Raw genomic sequence first — 14946 nt, 5'->3', positions numbered from 1 at the left:
TAGCGTCGATCAGCCCGCGTTCGCACTCACCGGCGGCAGGCCGGCATGCCATTCGGTAGCGCGGCCCTTGCCGGCGCGCTTGGATGCGTACATCGCCTGGTCGGCGCGCGAAAGCAGCGCCTGCGAGTCGATGCCCGCGCGCGGCAGGTAGATCGCGAAGCCCACGCTGGAGGACATGCGCCGCGGCTGTCCGCCGACCGTGTAAGGCTGCTCCGCCACGGACAGCAGCTTGGCCGCGACGACCTCGGCGTTCGGCGACGGATCGGCGAAGGCCTCGGCCACCACCACGAATTCGTCGCCCGCCAGGCGCGCCACCTGGTCGACGGCGCGCACCGACTCGCGGATGCGGCAGGCGAACTCGCGCAGCACGTCGTCGCCGGCCTCGTGGCCGTAGGTGTCGTTGACCTGCTTGAAGCCGTCGAGATCGATGAAGTAGACGCCGAGCGCGGTGCCGTTGCGGTCCGCGCGCTGGATCGCGCGCGGCAGCGACTCCAGCAGCAGGCGACGATTGGGCAGGCCGGTCAGCGAATCGTGCAGTGCCTGCATCGCCAGCGAGATCTCGAGCTGCTTGCGCTCGGTGATGTCGCGCAGGAAGGCGTCGAAATAGCGCCGGTTGCCACGCCAGCGCGAGCGTGTGCTCATCTCCACCGGCATGTCGCGGCCGTCGCGCGTGCGTGCCTGCATCTCGATGCGGCGGCCGATGCGCTCGGTCTGGCCGGTGGCGATGAAGCCCTGCAGGTCGGCGTCGAAGGCCTCGCGCTCGTCCTCGGGCAGGATCAACTCGGAGAACAGCCGCCCGTAGGCCTGGCTGCGCGTCCAGCCGAAGGTGGTGCGCGCGGCGCGGTTCCATTCGACGATGCGGCCTTCCTCGTCGAGCATCACGAAGGCGTCGTTGGCCTGCTCGAGGATGGCGCGATGGTTGGCGATGCTCTCGGCGAGCTCCGCGGTGCGTTCCTCGACGCGCGTTTCCAGTGCGTCGTTCGCACGCGCCAGCGCCTGCTCGCGCTCGGCGATCGCGTCGAGCATGCCGTTGAACGATTCGACCAGGCGCCCGACCTCGTGCACGCGGCTGGGCGGTGCGCGCAGGTCGTGGCGGCCCTCGCGGATCGCGTCGGCGACTTCCAGAAGGCGGTACAGGCGACGCGTCAACGCATGCGCGAGCGCCAGAGACAGCAGCAGGCCGAGCAGCAGCGCACCGAGCGCGAAGGCCAGCCCGTCGCGCACCGCGGCCGCCAGCGCACGCGCCATGTCGGCACGGTCGACGGACAGGCGCAGGCGGCCGACCTCGCGGCCGTCGTAGCGCAGCGGATAGGTCGCGGCGCCCGTGGTGTCGCCCGAGCTCCAGACGAGGCGGCCGTCGGGGCGGACGATCTCGACGCCGGCCACGATGTCGTCGGCCAGCAGGCGGCGCGCGCTGCGGTCGACGGCCACGGCGTCGCCGGCCTGCAGCGCCAGCGCGAGGTCGTCGGCCACCAGCACCGCCGCCTGCGCGACATGGCGCGTGGCCGCGGCCTCGAGATCCGCGCGCTGGCGCAGCGCGCCGTGCACGACGAACGCGCCCATCAGCAGCAACTGCACCAGCGCGACGCCGGTGACCAGCTGGCGGCGCAGCGAGGCGCGGCTCATCGCCACGGTCCTCCGCCGCGCACGCGAGTGCCGGCCGGCGCGGAGCGGGCCGAAGGCGGTGCGGCGTGCAACGGGGGACTGACGGCGGCATCTCCGGCGGACAGCGGCCCGCAGCGCGCGACCACGGGGGCGGATCGCAGGCAGGTTATCGGCCGTGGCCGCGCCGGCTTCAACGCCGGTATTTCCAGTCGCGCGGCAGGCCCTGCGCCAGCCACTCGAGTGCCTGCACGATTCGGCGCTGGCGTGTGTCCTCGCGCCTGGCGTCGACGATCCACTCGACGTAGTCGCGACGCTGGCCGGGCGCGAGCGCGTCGAAGCCGGCCTGCGCGGCGGGCTGTGCGCGCAGCGCGGCCGCGAAGGCATCCGGCAGCGCCGGCATCGCGCGTGGCGTGCGCGGCCGCGGCGGCGCGGGCGTGGCGATGCGCGCGATCGAGCGCTGCACGATCGCCGCGATCGTCGCCGCATCCGGCAGTTCCTCGACGCGCGTCAAGCGGCCGAATTGGCCCATCGCGCCGGGCGCGGCCTCCCCGACCGCTTCGGCGTCGCGGAACACCAGCGCGACGTGGCGATTGAACGCGGCGACGTGCGCGAGGATGCGGCCCTCGTGCAGCAGCGTCGGCATACCCCATCGGATCGTCTCGACGAATGCCGGCGAGGCCGCGTGCAGGCGCTCGCGCAGGATCGCGAGCAGTGGCTGCGCGAACGGGGCGGCCGCGGCGATGTAGGCGTCCACGCGCGGGTCGAGCTCGGTCATGACGGGGCTTCGCGATGCAGGGCGGCGGTTGCACCAATGTCGCCGATCGGCGCGCCGCGTGCATCTGAACCGGCGCGCGCACAACCGTCGCTCAGGGCCGTGAATGCGGTTAATCCGAATGCACGCGCGCATGCCGAAACGCTTACGACAGACCGCGAAGACTGCATGCGGGCGTCAACTGCGCCCGGACGTTTCTTCCACAGCACGAGGGCATCGGACATGGCGAACAACCAGGGCAGCAATCGCGGCGGCGGCAACCAGGGCGGCAACCAGGGCGGTAACCAGGGCAGCGGGCGTGGCTTCGCGTCGATGGATCGCGAGCAGCAGCGCGAGATCGCCTCGGAAGGCGGCAAGGCCGCGCACCGCAGCGGCAACGCGCACGAGTTCGATTCGCAGGAGGCCCGCGAAGCCGGCCGCAAGGGCGGCGAGTCCAGCGGTGGTGGCGGCCGCGGCGGCAACCAGCGCTGAGTTCAATCGTTCGGCGAACCACGGCGCGGGCATCCATCCCGCGCCGTTCGTATGTCCGCGCCGGATGCATCACTTCGCCAGGCGCAGCGCCTCGCGCTTGACCTCGCGGCGCGCATCGCGCGGCTGGCGGTAGTTGTTGTCGAACAGCGCCGGTTCCCACGAGCCGTAGGTCGGGTTCGCCAGCACCCACCAGCGCTCGCCGATCCAGTCGCGATGCGCTTCTAGCACCGTGTCGCGGTTGGCGACGGTATTGGGCGCGAGCTCGACGAAATCGCCGAGCTGGTCGCCGAACTGCATCAGCACGCGGTACTTGCGGCCGATCAGCTGGCGACGGCAGTTCTTGTCGCTGCCCTGCTGCTCGCAGTCGGGCACCACGGTCCCGAGACCGAGGAACGAATCGTCCCTGATGTCGAGCCCGACGCTGCGCAGGTTGGCGATCGTCGCGTCCTTCAGGTGCACGGCGCGGTTGGAGATGAAGAACAGCGCGACGCCGCGCTTCTGCGCGGCCTTCGCGAACTCCAGCACGCCGGGAACGGCAGTCGCCTTCTGCTCGCGCACCCAGTTGTCCCACTCGGGCTCGCTGTACTCGGTGCCGGCGACGACCAGGCGCGCCTGGTACGGCGAGTTGTCCAGCACGGTCTCGTCGACGTCGAACACCACCGCCGGGGGCAGGCCGCGCGCGGGGTTGGCGCGCTCGGATGGCGCCAGCGCGTCCCAGTCACGGTCCTTGATGGCGCGATCGAGCTCGCGGATCGCGGCGCGGTAGGTCTGCAGCGAATTGGCGCGGTATTCGGCCGAGGTCTGCATCCACGCCACGGCATTGAGGTTGTCGTCGGCCGGCACGGACGCGACCGACTCATGCGGGGCGGCGTCACGCACGGCATCGCGGTGGCAGCCGGTGAGCGCGAGGGCGAGGAACAGCAGGGACCAGGTCGGGCGCATGGTGTCGGTCGCACGAAAACGGGCCGACAGTCTAGGCTGTCGGCCCGTCCGGCGACACGACGGCCGCCGCGTTATTCGCGCATCGTGACCTGCATGCCCTCGGCGACCACCTTCGAGAGCGCCTGCACGCTCCAGTTGGTCATGCGGATGCAACCGTTGGATTCGGTCTTGCCGATGCGCTCGGGATGCGGCGCGCCATGGATGCCGTAGTGCGCCTTGGTCAGGCCGATCCAGACCGTGCCCACCGGGTTGTTCGGGCCGGCCGGCACCTCGGCCTTCTTGTCGGTCTTCTTGCTGCCCGCGATCAGCTTCGGGTCGTAATGCCAGACCGGGTTCTGCTGCACGGTGGTCACCTTCCAGTCGCCGATCGGCAACGGGAACTGGGCGCTGCCCGTGGTCACCGGGAACTGGCCGACCGTCTTGCCGGCGGCGTCGACGAGCAGCAGAGCGGAATCGGACTTGTCGACCACGATCTTGGCGGGCGCCGGGAAGCGCTCGGCCGGCATCACGTTGAGCACGGTGAGCTTGGCACCTGCTGCGAGCGGGCCAGAGGCCGACGGCGTGGCGTTCGCGTCCGTCGATGGTGCCGTCTTGGGCTTGGCGTCGGTCTTCGCGGCCTTGTCCGAGCCGCCCTCGGTTCCGGCCGGGAACGTCACCTGCGGGTTGAGCTTGCGCAGCAGCGCGGGGCTCATATGGAACTTCTCCGCGAGCTTCTCCTCCACCGACTCGTAGGGCAGCGCGTCGAGCTCGGCCATCGCCATCGGTTCGCCCGGCGTCTTGGCGAACGGGCCCGCGAGGTCCTCGGCGGTGACCGTGTATTCGACCAGCACCGGCGCCGTATCGCGATTGAGCAGCTCCCAGGCCGCGGCGTCCAGCGTGCCGGTCGCCTTGAGGCCGTTGGAAGCCTGGAACGCCTTCACCGCGCGCGCCATGTTGCTGCCCTTGGCGCCGTCGATCTCGCCGGGCGAGAAGAACGCGCGTTCGAGCAGGACCTGCGCACGCAGCGGATCGTCCTTGGCGAGCTGCGCCTCGGCCGCGGCCACGGGCAGCGCGTCGAGCGCATCGCCGGGCGCGACAGGCATGGCATTGCCCGGCGCGCCGGGCTGGCCGTCCTGCATACCGGGCGTACCGGTGGCGCTGGCGGGCACGCCGTTGCCGGTCGTCGCGGCGGTGTCGGCGGGCGCCGCAGGCGTGGTATCGGCGTCCGACGGTGCGGGCGAGACGTTGCAGGCGGCGAGCAGGCTGAGGCTCAGGGCGAGGGCGAGCGGACGGAGTGCGGGCATCGGGACCACGGCGAAGGCGATGGGCCTTCCATCCTTGGCACGGCCGGTGGGTGACGCGTGAATCCCGCGCCGCGAACGCGGCGTCCGTTCATGCGGCGACGTTGGCGGCCATCTAACGCCGCTTGCGCGACACTGGGCACTCATCCACCTCCCCTTGCGTCCATGCCGACAGAAGCCGAGCGCCAGCGCGAAGTCGATCTCTACCGCATCGTCGACAGCCTTCCCGAGGCCGCCTACGACGACATCGCCCGTCTCGCCTCGATGCTGTGCGATGCGCCGACCGCGCTGGTCTCGCTGATCGACCGCGAACGCCAGTGGTTCAAGGCGCGCGTGGGCCTGGAAGCCACGGAGACGCTGCGCGAGGACGCGTTCTGCGACCACGCGATCCGCACGCCCGACCGCATCATGGAAGTGCCCGACGCCATGCAGGACCCGCGCTTCCGCGACAACCCGCTGGTGACCGGCGACGTCGGCATCCGCTTCTATGCGGGCATGCCGCTGGTGACGCCGGGCGGCGCGGCCATCGGCACGGTCTGCGTGATCGACGACCAGCCGCGCACCCTCGACGACCGCCAGCGCGCCGCGCTGGAATCGCTCGCGCGGCTGACCATGAACCTGATGGAAGGCCGCCGCCGCGAGCTGGAGCTTCAGCGCGCGGCGCAGCTCGAGCCGAAGATCGCGACCTCGGCCGACACGCTCAACGCGCAGCCCTACGCGATCGCGATCTTCGAGGTGCAGGCCTTCGCCGACCTCGTCGCGCAGCACGGCGGTCGCACCGTCGAGCGCACGCTGCAGGAGGTCGACCGCCTGCTCGAATCGGTGCTCTCGCGCGGCGACAGCGTGAACCGCGTGACCGGCAGCGGCGAGTTCATCGCGCTGCTGCACGGGGACGCACCGGAGGCCGCGCTGGCGGCGTTGCGTGGACGCTTTGCCGGCCTGGAGCGCGAGCTCGGCGCGCGCGTGCTGCACGGTCTGGCGGTCGCGGCTTCGCCGACGGAGTCGCCGGAGTCGGTGTACCTGCGCGCCGACGCGCAGCTCGGCATCGCCAAGAATGCGCAACGCCGCGGCTGACCGCGCTCAGCGCGGGTCGCTGCGCAACTGCGCGTAGCCGCTCCGCGCGAGGATCAGGCCCGCCAGCCGCGGCGACACGTCGTGACGGCCGGGCGACGGTCCACGCCGCCCGGCCATCGTCGTCAGCGCTTCGGCGCGTAGATTGCGGTCAGCAGGTCGGTCTTGCCGGGAATGCGCTCCAGGTGCGGATAGCGCAGGCCGTCGTGGTAGTCGACCGGGATCGTCTGGTAGCGGTCGAAGGTCTTGACCATCAGCCGGATCGGCGCGCTGCCGCCCTTCGCTGCCTTGATCGCGTCGACCAGCACGTCCTTGCTGTACTCGCGATCGTCCACGGCGACGATGGTCATGCCGGTGCCGATGCCGGCGTTGAACGCCGGGCTGTCCCAACGCACGTCCGCCACCTTGCCGTCCTTGCCGATCGACAGGCCGATCGAATAGACGAAATCGGCGTTGCCCGACTTGCCGGACGCCTGCGCGAGCGCGTTCGGCTCGTCCTTGAACACCAGGCGCCAGCCCGCGGCGTCCAGCCCGCCGGTGAGCGGCACGCGGCCGTCCAGGCGGTCGCGCAGGAACGTGGACCAGTCGTCCTTGACGATGCCGTCGAGCGTGCGCACCACGTCCTCGAAGGTGTAGGTGTTCTGCACCTTCCACTCGCCGTCGTTGACGCCGAAGAACGCACGCGCGAAATCGTCGAGCGACTTTCTGCCGCCGGTCTTCGCACGGATGCGCGCGTCGGCTTCGAGCCAGATCATCTGGCCACCCGAGTAGTAGTCCTCGGAGAGCTGGTAGTTGCGATACGACTTCGGCCGGCGCTGGGCGATGATCGGATCATTGGTGGTGTCCTGCACGCCGCGCCACGAAAGGCCCGGGCGGTTTTCCGCATACGTCGCCGCGGTGAGCGCGAGCGCGTCCATCGAGGCCTGCGGCGTGCGCATGCCGGCGCGCCCGGTGAGCACGTTGCCCCAGTACTGCGTCTGGCCCTCGTAGACCCACAGCAGCGAGTCCTGCATCGGCACGTTGTAGTTCGGCGTCCACAGGTCCGCGCCGCGGCGGTACTTGCCGTTCCAGGAATGCGTGTACTCGTGCGCGAGCAGGTCGGAGAAACCGGACTTCGCGTCGTAGCCGGTGAAGTACTCCGGATCCTCGCCGTTCTCGCTGGAGCGCTGGTGCTCCAGTCCGATGCCCGACATCTGGCCCGACAGCGAGAAAAGGAAGTCGTAGTGGTCGTAGTGCTGCGCGCCGTAGAGCTTGACCGCCTGCTCGACCATGCGGCGATGCGCGGCGATCTGTTCGGGCTTGGCCTCGAGGTACTTGGCCTCGTCGGCGAACACGTTCAGGCGCACCGGCACCTTCGCGCCGGGCGCGAGGTCGATCACCTTCGAATAACGGCCGGCGAACACCGGCGAGTCGACCAGGATGTCCAGCGGCACGTTGCGGTAGGTCACCGTGTCGCCCTGCTTGCTGGCGACGTCGAGCGCGGTCGCGGCAGTGAAGCCGGCCGGGTACTTCACCGTCGCGGCGGTGTCGATGCGGCTCGCGTAGTGGCCGGCCGGGTACAGCACCAGTGCGTTCCACTGCAGGTTGACGAGGTTCGGCGTCATCACCACGCGGCCCTGCGAGGTGTCGCTGGGCGTGAGGTACTGGTACTCGGCGACGACCGAGGTCGCACCCGCCGGCACGTCGAGGTGGAAGGCGTAGACGTTGAGCGGGTCGCGCGTCCACGCGAGCTTCTGCCCGTTCGCGGTGAAGGCGAAGCCCGCCAGCTTGTCGATCGGACCGGACGGGCCGTGGTTGCCCGGCAGCCACTGCGGATACAGCAGCGTGAGGCGACCGGGCTGCGCCGGGATCTCCTCGCGGATGCGCACGATGCGGCGCGCGAGGTCGGTGGCGTCCACCGTGATCGATACCGTGCCCGGATAGGACGTGTCCGCGGGCAGCGGCACCTGCGGGCTGGACAGCGGATGGGCGCCATGGGCGCCCGTCTGGGCGAAAACCGGCATCGCCGCGAAGGCGGCGGCGCAGAGAAGCGGAAGCAGTCGACGGGCAGGACGGGGCATTCGGCGGTCCGTTGATGGGCAGGCGGCCGATCCTACGGGCGCGGGCGGGCCTTGCGCGTGTGCCGTTTGCAACGATCGGCAACGCGTCACATCGTGCGGCGCAGCAGACGCGCGGCCTTCATGCCGGCGACGCGATACTCCGGCACCGGTCCACTCGCATGTCCACCATGAACATCCGACACCTGATCGTCGCCAGCGCTCTTTCCCTCGCCGCGCTCCCCGCCGCGGCGGCCGACCTGTCCTGCTCGCTGAGCTTCTCGATGACGGGCTGGAGCGCGATCTACAAGCATTCCACCGGCACCGGCACGGTCCGCTGCAGCAACGGCCAGACGCTGCCGGTGAAGATCGAAGCCAAGGGCGGCGGGCTGACGTTCGGCAAGTCGCGCATCGACAATGGCACCGGCAGATTCGCCGGTGTGCGCAGCATCCGCGACGTGCTGGGCGGCTACGCCACCGGCGAGGCCAATGCGGCCGCCGGCAAGGCCGCCAAGGCGCAGGTGGTGACCAAGGGCCCGGTCTCGCTGGCGCTGGCCGGCAAGGGCGAAGGCGTCGAACTCGGTATCTCGTTCGGCAGTTTCATCATCAGCGAGCGCTGACTTCCGATACACGCGGCGGGCGCGGCAGGCCCGGTAGGCTCGGCGGAATTTCCCCACCCGGATCCCCCATGCGTCCGCTGCCCCGCCGCCTGCTGACCACCGCCGTTACCGCCCTGCTCGTCTCCGGGCTCGCCGCCTGCGCGACGACGACGTCCGAACCCGCGTCCACCGCGGCACCCGCGCCCGCGCGCGCAGGCACGCCCGCGCTCGGCAGCTTCGGCTTCGACGTGGCGGGCATGGATCGCGCGGTCGCCGCCGGCGACGACTTCTACCTGCACGCCAACGGCGGCTGGATGCGCGATACCGAGATTCCGGCGGATCGCTCCAGCTACAACAGCTTCACCAGCATCGCGCTGGAGACGGAGAAGCAGGTCCGCAACATCATCGAGGGCGCGGCGAAGGACGGTAGCGCCACGGGCGACCTGCGCAAGGTTGGCGACTACTACACCGCGTTCATGGACGAGGCCGGCATCGAAGCACGCGGGCTGGCGCCGGTGAAGCCGCGCCTGGATGCGATCGCGGGGATCGGCGACCGCCGCGCGCTCGCGCGCGAGTTCGGCGAGCAACTGCGCGCCGACGTCGACCTGCTCAACGCCACCGACTACTACACCGATCGCCCGTTCGGCCTGTGGATCACGCAGGACCTCAACGATCCCTCGCGCAACGTGCCCTACCTCGTGCAGGGTGGCCTGGGCCTGCCGGACCGCTCGTTCTATCTCGACGGTGGCCGCGCCGCGGAGATCCGCAAGGCCTACCAGGCGCACGTCCAGAAGGTGCTGGAGCTGGCCGGCATCGACGATGCCGCCGCCAGGGCCACGCGCATCCTCGCGCTGGAAACGGCGATCGCACGCGTGCACGCCACGCAGGAGCAGACCAACGACGTCGAGGCCGGCAACAACGCGTGGACGCAGGCCGACTTCGCGCGCAAGGCGCCGGGGCTGGACTGGCCGGTCTTCATGCAGGCCGCCGACCTCGCCTCGCAGCGCGACTTCATCGTCTGGCAGCCCAGGGCCGTCGCGGGTATCTCGCAGCTCGCCGCCTCGCAGCCGCTGCAGACCTGGAAGGACTACCTCGCCTTCCACGCCATCGACCGCGCCTCCAGCTACCTGCCGCGCGCCTTCGCCGACGAGCGCTTCGCGTTCTACGACAGGACGCTCAACGGCACGCCGCAGCAGCGCGAACGCTGGAAGCGTGCCGTCTCGGCCACCAGCAACGCGCTGGGCGAGGCGGTGGGCCGCGAGTACGTCACGCGCCATGTCGACCCCAAGACCAAGGCGCGCGCCGAGGAGATGGTGCGCAACATCGTCGCCGCGTTCGGCCGCCGCATCGACGCGCTGGACTGGATGAGCCCGCAGACCAAGGCCGCGGCGAAGGCGAAGGTCGACAGCCTGGAGGTCGCGGTCGCATATCCGTCGAAGTGGCGCGACTACTCGACGCTGGAAGTGCGCGCGGACGATCCGGTCGGCAACGCCGAGCGCGCGGAGATGTTCGAGTACCGCCGCAACCTGGCCAAGCTCTCGCAGCCGGTCAGCCACGACGAGTGGTACATGACGCCGCAGATCATCAACGCGCTCAACGTGCCGCTGGAGAACCGCCTGATCTTCCCCGCCGCGATCCTGCAGCCGCCGTTCTTCGACCCGAACGCCGACGACGCGGTGAACTACGGCGCGATCGGCTCGGTGATCGGCCACGAGATCAGCCATTCCTTCGACAACACCGGCGCGCTGTTCGACGCGCAGGGCCGCCTGCACAACTGGTGGACGAAGGAGGACTTCGCGAAGTTCGACGCCGCCGGCAAGGCGCTGTCGGCGCAGTTCAGCACCTACAAGCCGTTCCCCGACCTCGCCGTCAACGGCGACCTGACGCTGGGCGAGAACATCGCCGACGTCGCGGGTATCGCCACCGCGCTCGACGGCTACCGCCTGTCGCTGCAGGGCCGCGAGGTGCGCACGATCGACGGTTTCACGCCCGAGCAGCGCTTCTTCCTCGGCTTCGCGCAGGCCTGGCGCAGCAAGTACCGCGACGCGGCGATGCGCAACGCGATCCTCACCGACGTGCACGCGCCCGGCCGCTATCGCGCGCAGACCGTGCGCAACATCGACGCCTGGTACGAGGCGTTCGGCGTGCAGCCCGGGCAGGCGCTTTATCTCGCGCCAGAGCAACGGGTGAAGGTGTGGTGAGGTGGTGACACGTAGCCCGGCGCAAGCCGGGCTTCCTCGTTCTGGCGATCACGCTGCGCCCACGTCGCTGAGCCGTATCGATACGCGTGAAAGGTCGCTGCGTTCATTTCACACGATGGGCCACACGGCGCTTCCTAGGCTGCGCGCACCGATCACGCCGTACGAGGTTCCGCCATGCGCCGCTTCCCGATCATCGCCGCGCTCGCTCTCGCGCTGCCGCTCGCCGCGCAGGCCCATGATGCGGCGCTGGTCCCGGCCGATGGACAGGCAGCCGCGGCCGCCGCCGAAGCGCCAGTGAAATCGAAGCCGAAGTCGCAGAACCGCTTCGGCCAAGCCATTGCCGAGCTGGCGCGCGTGGCGCGCGAGCAGCGCGACGCCGAACGTGCCGCGTCCACCCCCGGCGACACATCCGTGGCCACCCGGACCGCGGCGCCGGGCGGCCGCGCCGCGCCGATCACCGCGTCGCTGAAGGATGGCGGCCACTGAGAAGGCCGCTCCGAATCGAGTCGACAGGACGCCGCGCACCGCGCGGCGTCTTCGCATCCGTGGTTACGCGCCCGTCACGACGACTGATCGCGCGCCCGTGTATCACCCGACGCGGGTACCTGCGAGGAGAGCACGATGGACCAGAACGAACTGGCGCGCGCCGTGGCCGAAGCCGTCGGCCAGGCGCTGGGCGAGATGTCGGTGGGCGTGGCGGTGACGGTGCTGGCAGCCACGAACGCGGTGTCGCGCCAGACGGGCATAGATCGCCGCCAGCTGTTCGAGGACATGCTGGCGAATCTGCCGGAAGTGGAAGGTGCCGCCAGCAACGTCATCGACGTGGTGCGCGAGGCGATCGGCGCGGCATTGAAGGATCTCGACGCGGCCAACCGCTGACCGCGACGACGCCGGGGCGACCGCGGCCGCCCCGGCGCGTTGTTTCAGTCGCCCATCGCGATGTTGCCGAGGCCGCTGCCCTGCGCCGCCGCCAGCGCGGTCGCGAAGCCCTGGTACTCGGCCTCGGCGGCTGCACTGACGTTCAGCACCGTGGTCGGATCGCGGCGCGCGATGTCGTCGAGCGCGGCCTGCAGGCCCGCCTCGTTCAGCACACGGCCGTCGAGCACGAAACCGCCGTTGGAATCGACCCTCAGCTCTGCGCGCGGCGGCGGCTCGGGCGGCGTCTCCGACGGAATCGGCAGGTTCATCGGCAGCGTCTTGGTGATTGCCGGCGCGGCGATCATGAAGATCACCAGCATCACGAGCATGACGTCGACCAGCGGCGTGACGTTCATTTCGGCCATCGCGTCGTTGCGCAGGCGGGGTGCGTAGGTGGATGCGGCCATCGTCGATCCTCCAGCGGGCGGGATGCCCGATTCGACCGTACGCCTGCGTCTGTGGGACCCGCAATAGACGCGGCGTGACGTGGTCGGCGGAAAGCGCATCGCGTAGGCTGGCCGCCCGCTCCGGCCGCCCCGCATGCTTCAGACCCTGCTCGCACGCGCCTTCGACGCCTTCGACCGACGCGACTGGCGCGGCGCCTACGGCCATGCCGGCGAGGCCGCGCGGCTCGCGCTCGAGCATCCGGACGTGCACTACATCGCCGGCGTGGCCGCGATGCAGCTCGGCCATGCGCCGCTGGCCGTCGCGCACCTGCAGCGCATCACGACGCCCGGGCGCATCGACGCCGCCTCGCAACTGGCGCGCGCGCTGGTCGAATGCCATCGCCTGCAGGAGGCGCGCGCGGTCGCCGATGCGCTGCTGCAGCGCGACGACCTCGACGCCGCCGCGCTCGACACGCTCGGCACCGTCTACACCCGCGCGCATGCGCACGAGCGCGCCGCCGAGGCCTTCGGGCGCGCGGCGCGGCTGACGCCCGGCAGCGCCGACTACCGCTTCGACCTCGCGACATCGCTGATGTACTTCGGCGACATCGACGGCGCTGAGGCGAACTACCTCGCCTGCCTGCGGAACGATTGGCGTTACTGGCGCGGCTACCTTGCGCTCGCGCAGCTGCGCCCGTGGCGCGGCGACGCGCACCACCTCGACTGGTTCGCCGACGTGCTCGCGCGCTGCGGCGACGATGCCGATGCGCGCCTGCACCTGCATCTCGCACTCGCCAAGGAACTCGAGGACCGGGGCCGCTTTCCCGAGGCCTTCGCCCATCTGGTCGACGGCAAGCGCGCGTATGCGGCGACGCTCGGTTCGTCATCGGCCGAGGACGCGCGCCTGTTCGACGTGATCGAAGCCGCGTTCGCGAGCACGCGACCCGGCGACGGCGATGCGGACGACAGCGCGATCTTCGTGTTCGGCATGCCGCGCTCGGGCACCACGCTGGTCGACCGCATCCTGTCCTCGCACCCGGAGGTCGCCTCGGGCGGCGAACTCGGCCACTTCGGCGCCGCGATGCAGCGCATGGCCGGCCGTCCTGCGCGATCGCTGGCCGACATTCCGCTCGGGCTGACGGGCTTCGGCGACTGGGCCGCGCTCGGCCGTCACTACGTTGAGGGCACGCGCGCGCTGCGTGGCGATCGCGCGCGGCTGGTCGACAAGTTCCCGCAGAACTTCTTGTTCGCCGGCTTCATCGCAGGCGCGCTGCCCAACGCGCGCCTCGTGCACATGCGGCGCGACCGCGTCGACACCTGCCTCAGCAACTTCCGCCAGCTGTTCTCGCCGGATTCGCCGTACCACCGCTACTCGTTCGACCTCGCCGACACCGCGCGCTACTTCCTGCGCTACGAGCGCCTGATGGCGATTTGGCAGGCGCGGCTTCCCGGGCGCATCCTCGATGTGCGCTACGAGGACCTCGTCGCCGACCAGGAGGGCCAGACGCGTCGGATGCTCGACTTCTGCGGCCTGGACTGGTCGCCCGCCTGCCTCGATTTCCAGCACAACGCCTCGGCCGCGGCGACGGCGAGCGCGGCGCAGGTACGGCGCGCCATGAACACCGATTCGGTCGATCGCTGGCGTCGCTATGGCGACCTGCTCGACCCGCTGCTGCAACTGCTCGACGAGACGAACGACACGCCCCGATGACAAACGCCCTTGCCACGCTTTCCGGCGGCTGCCACTGCGGCGCCGTCCGCTTCGAGGTCGATGCGCCCGCGCCGCTGCATGTGCTCGACTGCAACTGCTCGATGTGCGCGATGACCGGCTTCCTGCACCTCATCGTGCCGCGCGAGCGCTTCCGCCTGCTGCGCGGCGAGGACGCACTGGCCGAGTACCGGTTCAACACCGGCACCGCGCGGCACCTGTTCTGCAGCCGCTGCGGCATCAAGAGCTTCTACGTGCCGCGCAGCCATCCCGACGGCTACAGCGTCAACGCGCGCTGCCTCGATCACGTCGCGATCGAAGACCTGCGCATCACGCCGTTCAACGACGGCGACCGCGCTGCAGCGATGGCCGGGCTCGCGTCCCTCGGTCTCTGAACGCGTCAGCGAGTCCGAGGCGAACGTGCGTGCAGGCGGTGCATTTTCGCGTGGGCACAACGCCGCCCCGCGCAGGCTATGCACGTCGCCCGCCGCGGGCGTGAAGCGAAGGGACGATGGACGGGATCGAGGGGCTGCGACTGTTGCTGGTCGAGGACGAATTCGTACTCGCACTGGGTCTTGCGGACGTGCTGGGTGACCTCGGCGCCGTCGTGCTCGGCCCGGTGGCGACGGTCGGCGACGCGCTCGCGCTGATCGAGCGCGTGCCCGAGATGGACGGCGCGGTGCTGGACGTCAACCTCGGCCACGAGGTCGTGTACCCGGTGGCCGATGCGTTGGTCGCGCGCGGCATCCCGTTCCTGTTCGCCACCGCCAACGAACGCGCGCGGCTGCCCGAGCGTTTCGCACACGTACCGGTCTGCCAGAAGCCCTTCGAGGTGGAGGCGTTCCGGGATGCCGTGGCCGCCCTGCCGTCGATGGCGATCCGGCGCGTCGCCTGAGCGTCGGCTGCTGACACCACGCTGGCAGCAGCCCCACCGGACACTGGCCTCCGTGGCGCACG

General features: G+C 70.6%; 15 protein-coding genes. 9 read left to right on the top strand and 6 right to left on the bottom strand.

Going from position 1 to position 14946, the window contains the following annotated elements; all coding sequences use genetic code 11:
- Positions 1-9: 9 nt before the first annotated feature.
- Complete coding sequence (locus tag IE066_RS08880; RefSeq protein ID WP_189449055.1) at positions 10-1626, bottom strand: diguanylate cyclase domain-containing protein; 1617 nt, start codon at positions 1624-1626, stop codon at positions 10-12.
- A gap of 169 nt (positions 1627-1795) precedes the next feature.
- Positions 1796-2380 carry a YdeI/OmpD-associated family protein gene (locus tag IE066_RS08875; protein ID WP_189449051.1) on the bottom strand — a complete coding sequence of 195 codons (585 nt, stop codon included), beginning with the start codon at positions 2378-2380 and terminating at the stop codon, positions 1796-1798.
- Between the two features lie 219 nt (positions 2381-2599).
- Here IE066_RS08875 and IE066_RS08870 point away from each other — a divergent pair, with 219 nt between their 5' ends.
- A complete protein-coding gene (locus IE066_RS08870; RefSeq protein ID WP_189449050.1) occupies positions 2600-2848 on the top strand; it encodes a KGG domain-containing protein in 249 nt (82 codons plus the stop codon).
- A 69-nt stretch (positions 2849-2917) separates the two neighbouring features.
- Here the strand turns inward: IE066_RS08870 and IE066_RS08865 are convergent, their stop codons facing one another.
- Positions 2918-3790: a 5'-nucleotidase, lipoprotein e(P4) family gene (locus IE066_RS08865; RefSeq protein WP_189449049.1), complete on the bottom strand. Its 873-nt coding sequence runs from the start codon at positions 3788-3790 to the stop codon at positions 2918-2920.
- Between the two features lie 71 nt (positions 3791-3861).
- Positions 3862-5073, bottom strand: a complete 1212-nt coding sequence (locus tag IE066_RS08860) for a L,D-transpeptidase family protein (protein WP_189449048.1) — start codon at positions 5071-5073, stop codon at positions 3862-3864.
- A gap of 162 nt (positions 5074-5235) precedes the next feature.
- On the opposite strand from IE066_RS08860, the gene IE066_RS08855 reads away from it, so the two are divergent.
- The gene (locus tag IE066_RS08855; RefSeq protein WP_189449047.1) at positions 5236-6144 is read left to right on the top strand and encodes a sensor domain-containing diguanylate cyclase; all 909 of its coding nucleotides are present in this window, start codon (positions 5236-5238) and stop codon (positions 6142-6144) included.
- A gap of 122 nt (positions 6145-6266) precedes the next feature.
- Here the strand turns inward: IE066_RS08855 and IE066_RS08850 are convergent, their stop codons facing one another.
- Positions 6267-8201: a M61 family metallopeptidase gene (locus IE066_RS08850; protein ID WP_229790754.1), complete on the bottom strand. Its 1935-nt coding sequence runs from the start codon at positions 8199-8201 to the stop codon at positions 6267-6269.
- 158 nt (positions 8202-8359) lie between these two features.
- Between IE066_RS08850 and IE066_RS08845 the strand changes: the two genes are divergently transcribed.
- The 4 genes from IE066_RS08845 to IE066_RS08830 all read left to right on the top strand — a co-directional run bounded on the left by IE066_RS08845 (position 8360) and on the right by IE066_RS08830 (position 11856).
- A complete protein-coding gene (locus IE066_RS08845) occupies positions 8360-8797 on the top strand; it encodes a hypothetical protein (RefSeq protein ID WP_425488923.1) in 438 nt (145 codons plus the stop codon).
- 68 nt (positions 8798-8865) lie between these two features.
- A complete protein-coding gene (locus tag IE066_RS08840) occupies positions 8866-10977 on the top strand; it encodes a M13 family metallopeptidase (RefSeq protein ID WP_189449043.1) in 2112 nt (703 codons plus the stop codon).
- Positions 10978-11151: 174 nt separating this feature from the next.
- A complete protein-coding gene (locus tag IE066_RS08835) occupies positions 11152-11463 on the top strand; it encodes a hypothetical protein (protein ID WP_189449042.1) in 312 nt (103 codons plus the stop codon).
- Positions 11464-11598: 135 nt separating this feature from the next.
- Complete coding sequence (locus IE066_RS08830) at positions 11599-11856, top strand: hypothetical protein (protein ID WP_189449041.1); 258 nt, start codon at positions 11599-11601, stop codon at positions 11854-11856.
- A 44-nt stretch (positions 11857-11900) separates the two neighbouring features.
- Here the strand turns inward: IE066_RS08830 and IE066_RS08825 are convergent, their stop codons facing one another.
- Positions 11901-12302, bottom strand: a complete 402-nt coding sequence (locus tag IE066_RS08825; protein ID WP_189449040.1) for an ExbD/TolR family protein — start codon at positions 12300-12302, stop codon at positions 11901-11903.
- Between the two features lie 133 nt (positions 12303-12435).
- On the opposite strand from IE066_RS08825, the gene IE066_RS08820 reads away from it, so the two are divergent.
- The 3 genes from IE066_RS08820 to IE066_RS08810 all read left to right on the top strand — a co-directional run bounded on the left by IE066_RS08820 (position 12436) and on the right by IE066_RS08810 (position 14884).
- Positions 12436-13992 carry a tetratricopeptide repeat-containing sulfotransferase family protein gene (locus IE066_RS08820; RefSeq protein ID WP_189449039.1) on the top strand — a complete coding sequence of 519 codons (1557 nt, stop codon included), beginning with the start codon at positions 12436-12438 and terminating at the stop codon, positions 13990-13992.
- Entirely contained in the window at positions 13989-14384 is a 396-nt protein-coding gene (locus tag IE066_RS08815; protein ID WP_189449038.1) for a GFA family protein, read from the top strand. The genes IE066_RS08820 and IE066_RS08815 overlap by 4 nt, the downstream gene beginning before the upstream one ends.
- Positions 14385-14500: 116 nt before the next feature.
- Positions 14501-14884, top strand: coding sequence for a response regulator (locus tag IE066_RS08810; RefSeq protein WP_189449037.1), 384 nt, complete (start codon positions 14501-14503; stop codon positions 14882-14884).
- The last annotated feature ends 62 nt before the right edge of the window (positions 14885-14946 follow it).

It is taken from the genome of Cognatilysobacter xinjiangensis, assembly GCF_014651995.1.
In the GTDB taxonomy this organism is placed as follows: domain Bacteria; phylum Pseudomonadota; class Gammaproteobacteria; order Xanthomonadales; family Xanthomonadaceae; genus Cognatilysobacter; species Cognatilysobacter xinjiangensis.
Note: the sequence above shows the minus strand (reverse complement) of the source record. Positions and strands in the feature narration are given on the sequence as shown.

What these genes read in the sequence shown, in the direction of transcription:
- IE066_RS08880 (WP_189449055.1), bottom strand. Translation starts at nt 1,626, where the DNA reads ATGAGCCGCGCCTCGCTGCGCCGCCAGCTGGTCACCGGCGTCGCGCTG.
- IE066_RS08875 (WP_189449051.1), bottom strand. Translation starts at nt 2,380, where the DNA reads ATGACCGAGCTCGACCCGCGCGTGGACGCCTACATCGCCGCGGCCGCC.
- IE066_RS08870 (WP_189449050.1), top strand. Translation starts at nt 2,600, where the DNA reads ATGGCGAACAACCAGGGCAGCAATCGCGGCGGCGGCAACCAGGGCGGC.
- IE066_RS08865 (WP_189449049.1), bottom strand. Translation starts at nt 3,790, where the DNA reads ATGCGCCCGACCTGGTCCCTGCTGTTCCTCGCCCTCGCGCTCACCGGC.
- IE066_RS08860 (WP_189449048.1), bottom strand. Translation starts at nt 5,073, where the DNA reads ATGCCCGCACTCCGTCCGCTCGCCCTCGCCCTGAGCCTCAGCCTGCTC.
- IE066_RS08855 (WP_189449047.1), top strand. Translation starts at nt 5,236, where the DNA reads ATGCCGACAGAAGCCGAGCGCCAGCGCGAAGTCGATCTCTACCGCATC.
- IE066_RS08850 (WP_229790754.1), bottom strand. Translation starts at nt 8,201, where the DNA reads ATGCCCCGTCCTGCCCGTCGACTGCTTCCGCTTCTCTGCGCCGCCGCC.
- IE066_RS08845 (WP_425488923.1), top strand. Translation starts at nt 8,360, where the DNA reads ATGTCCACCATGAACATCCGACACCTGATCGTCGCCAGCGCTCTTTCC.
- IE066_RS08840 (WP_189449043.1), top strand. Translation starts at nt 8,866, where the DNA reads ATGCGTCCGCTGCCCCGCCGCCTGCTGACCACCGCCGTTACCGCCCTG.
- IE066_RS08835 (WP_189449042.1), top strand. Translation starts at nt 11,152, where the DNA reads ATGCGCCGCTTCCCGATCATCGCCGCGCTCGCTCTCGCGCTGCCGCTC.
- IE066_RS08830 (WP_189449041.1), top strand. Translation starts at nt 11,599, where the DNA reads ATGGACCAGAACGAACTGGCGCGCGCCGTGGCCGAAGCCGTCGGCCAG.
- IE066_RS08825 (WP_189449040.1), bottom strand. Translation starts at nt 12,302, where the DNA reads ATGGCCGCATCCACCTACGCACCCCGCCTGCGCAACGACGCGATGGCC.
- IE066_RS08820 (WP_189449039.1), top strand. Translation starts at nt 12,436, where the DNA reads ATGCTTCAGACCCTGCTCGCACGCGCCTTCGACGCCTTCGACCGACGC.
- IE066_RS08815 (WP_189449038.1), top strand. Translation starts at nt 13,989, where the DNA reads ATGACAAACGCCCTTGCCACGCTTTCCGGCGGCTGCCACTGCGGCGCC.
- IE066_RS08810 (WP_189449037.1), top strand. Translation starts at nt 14,501, where the DNA reads ATGGACGGGATCGAGGGGCTGCGACTGTTGCTGGTCGAGGACGAATTC.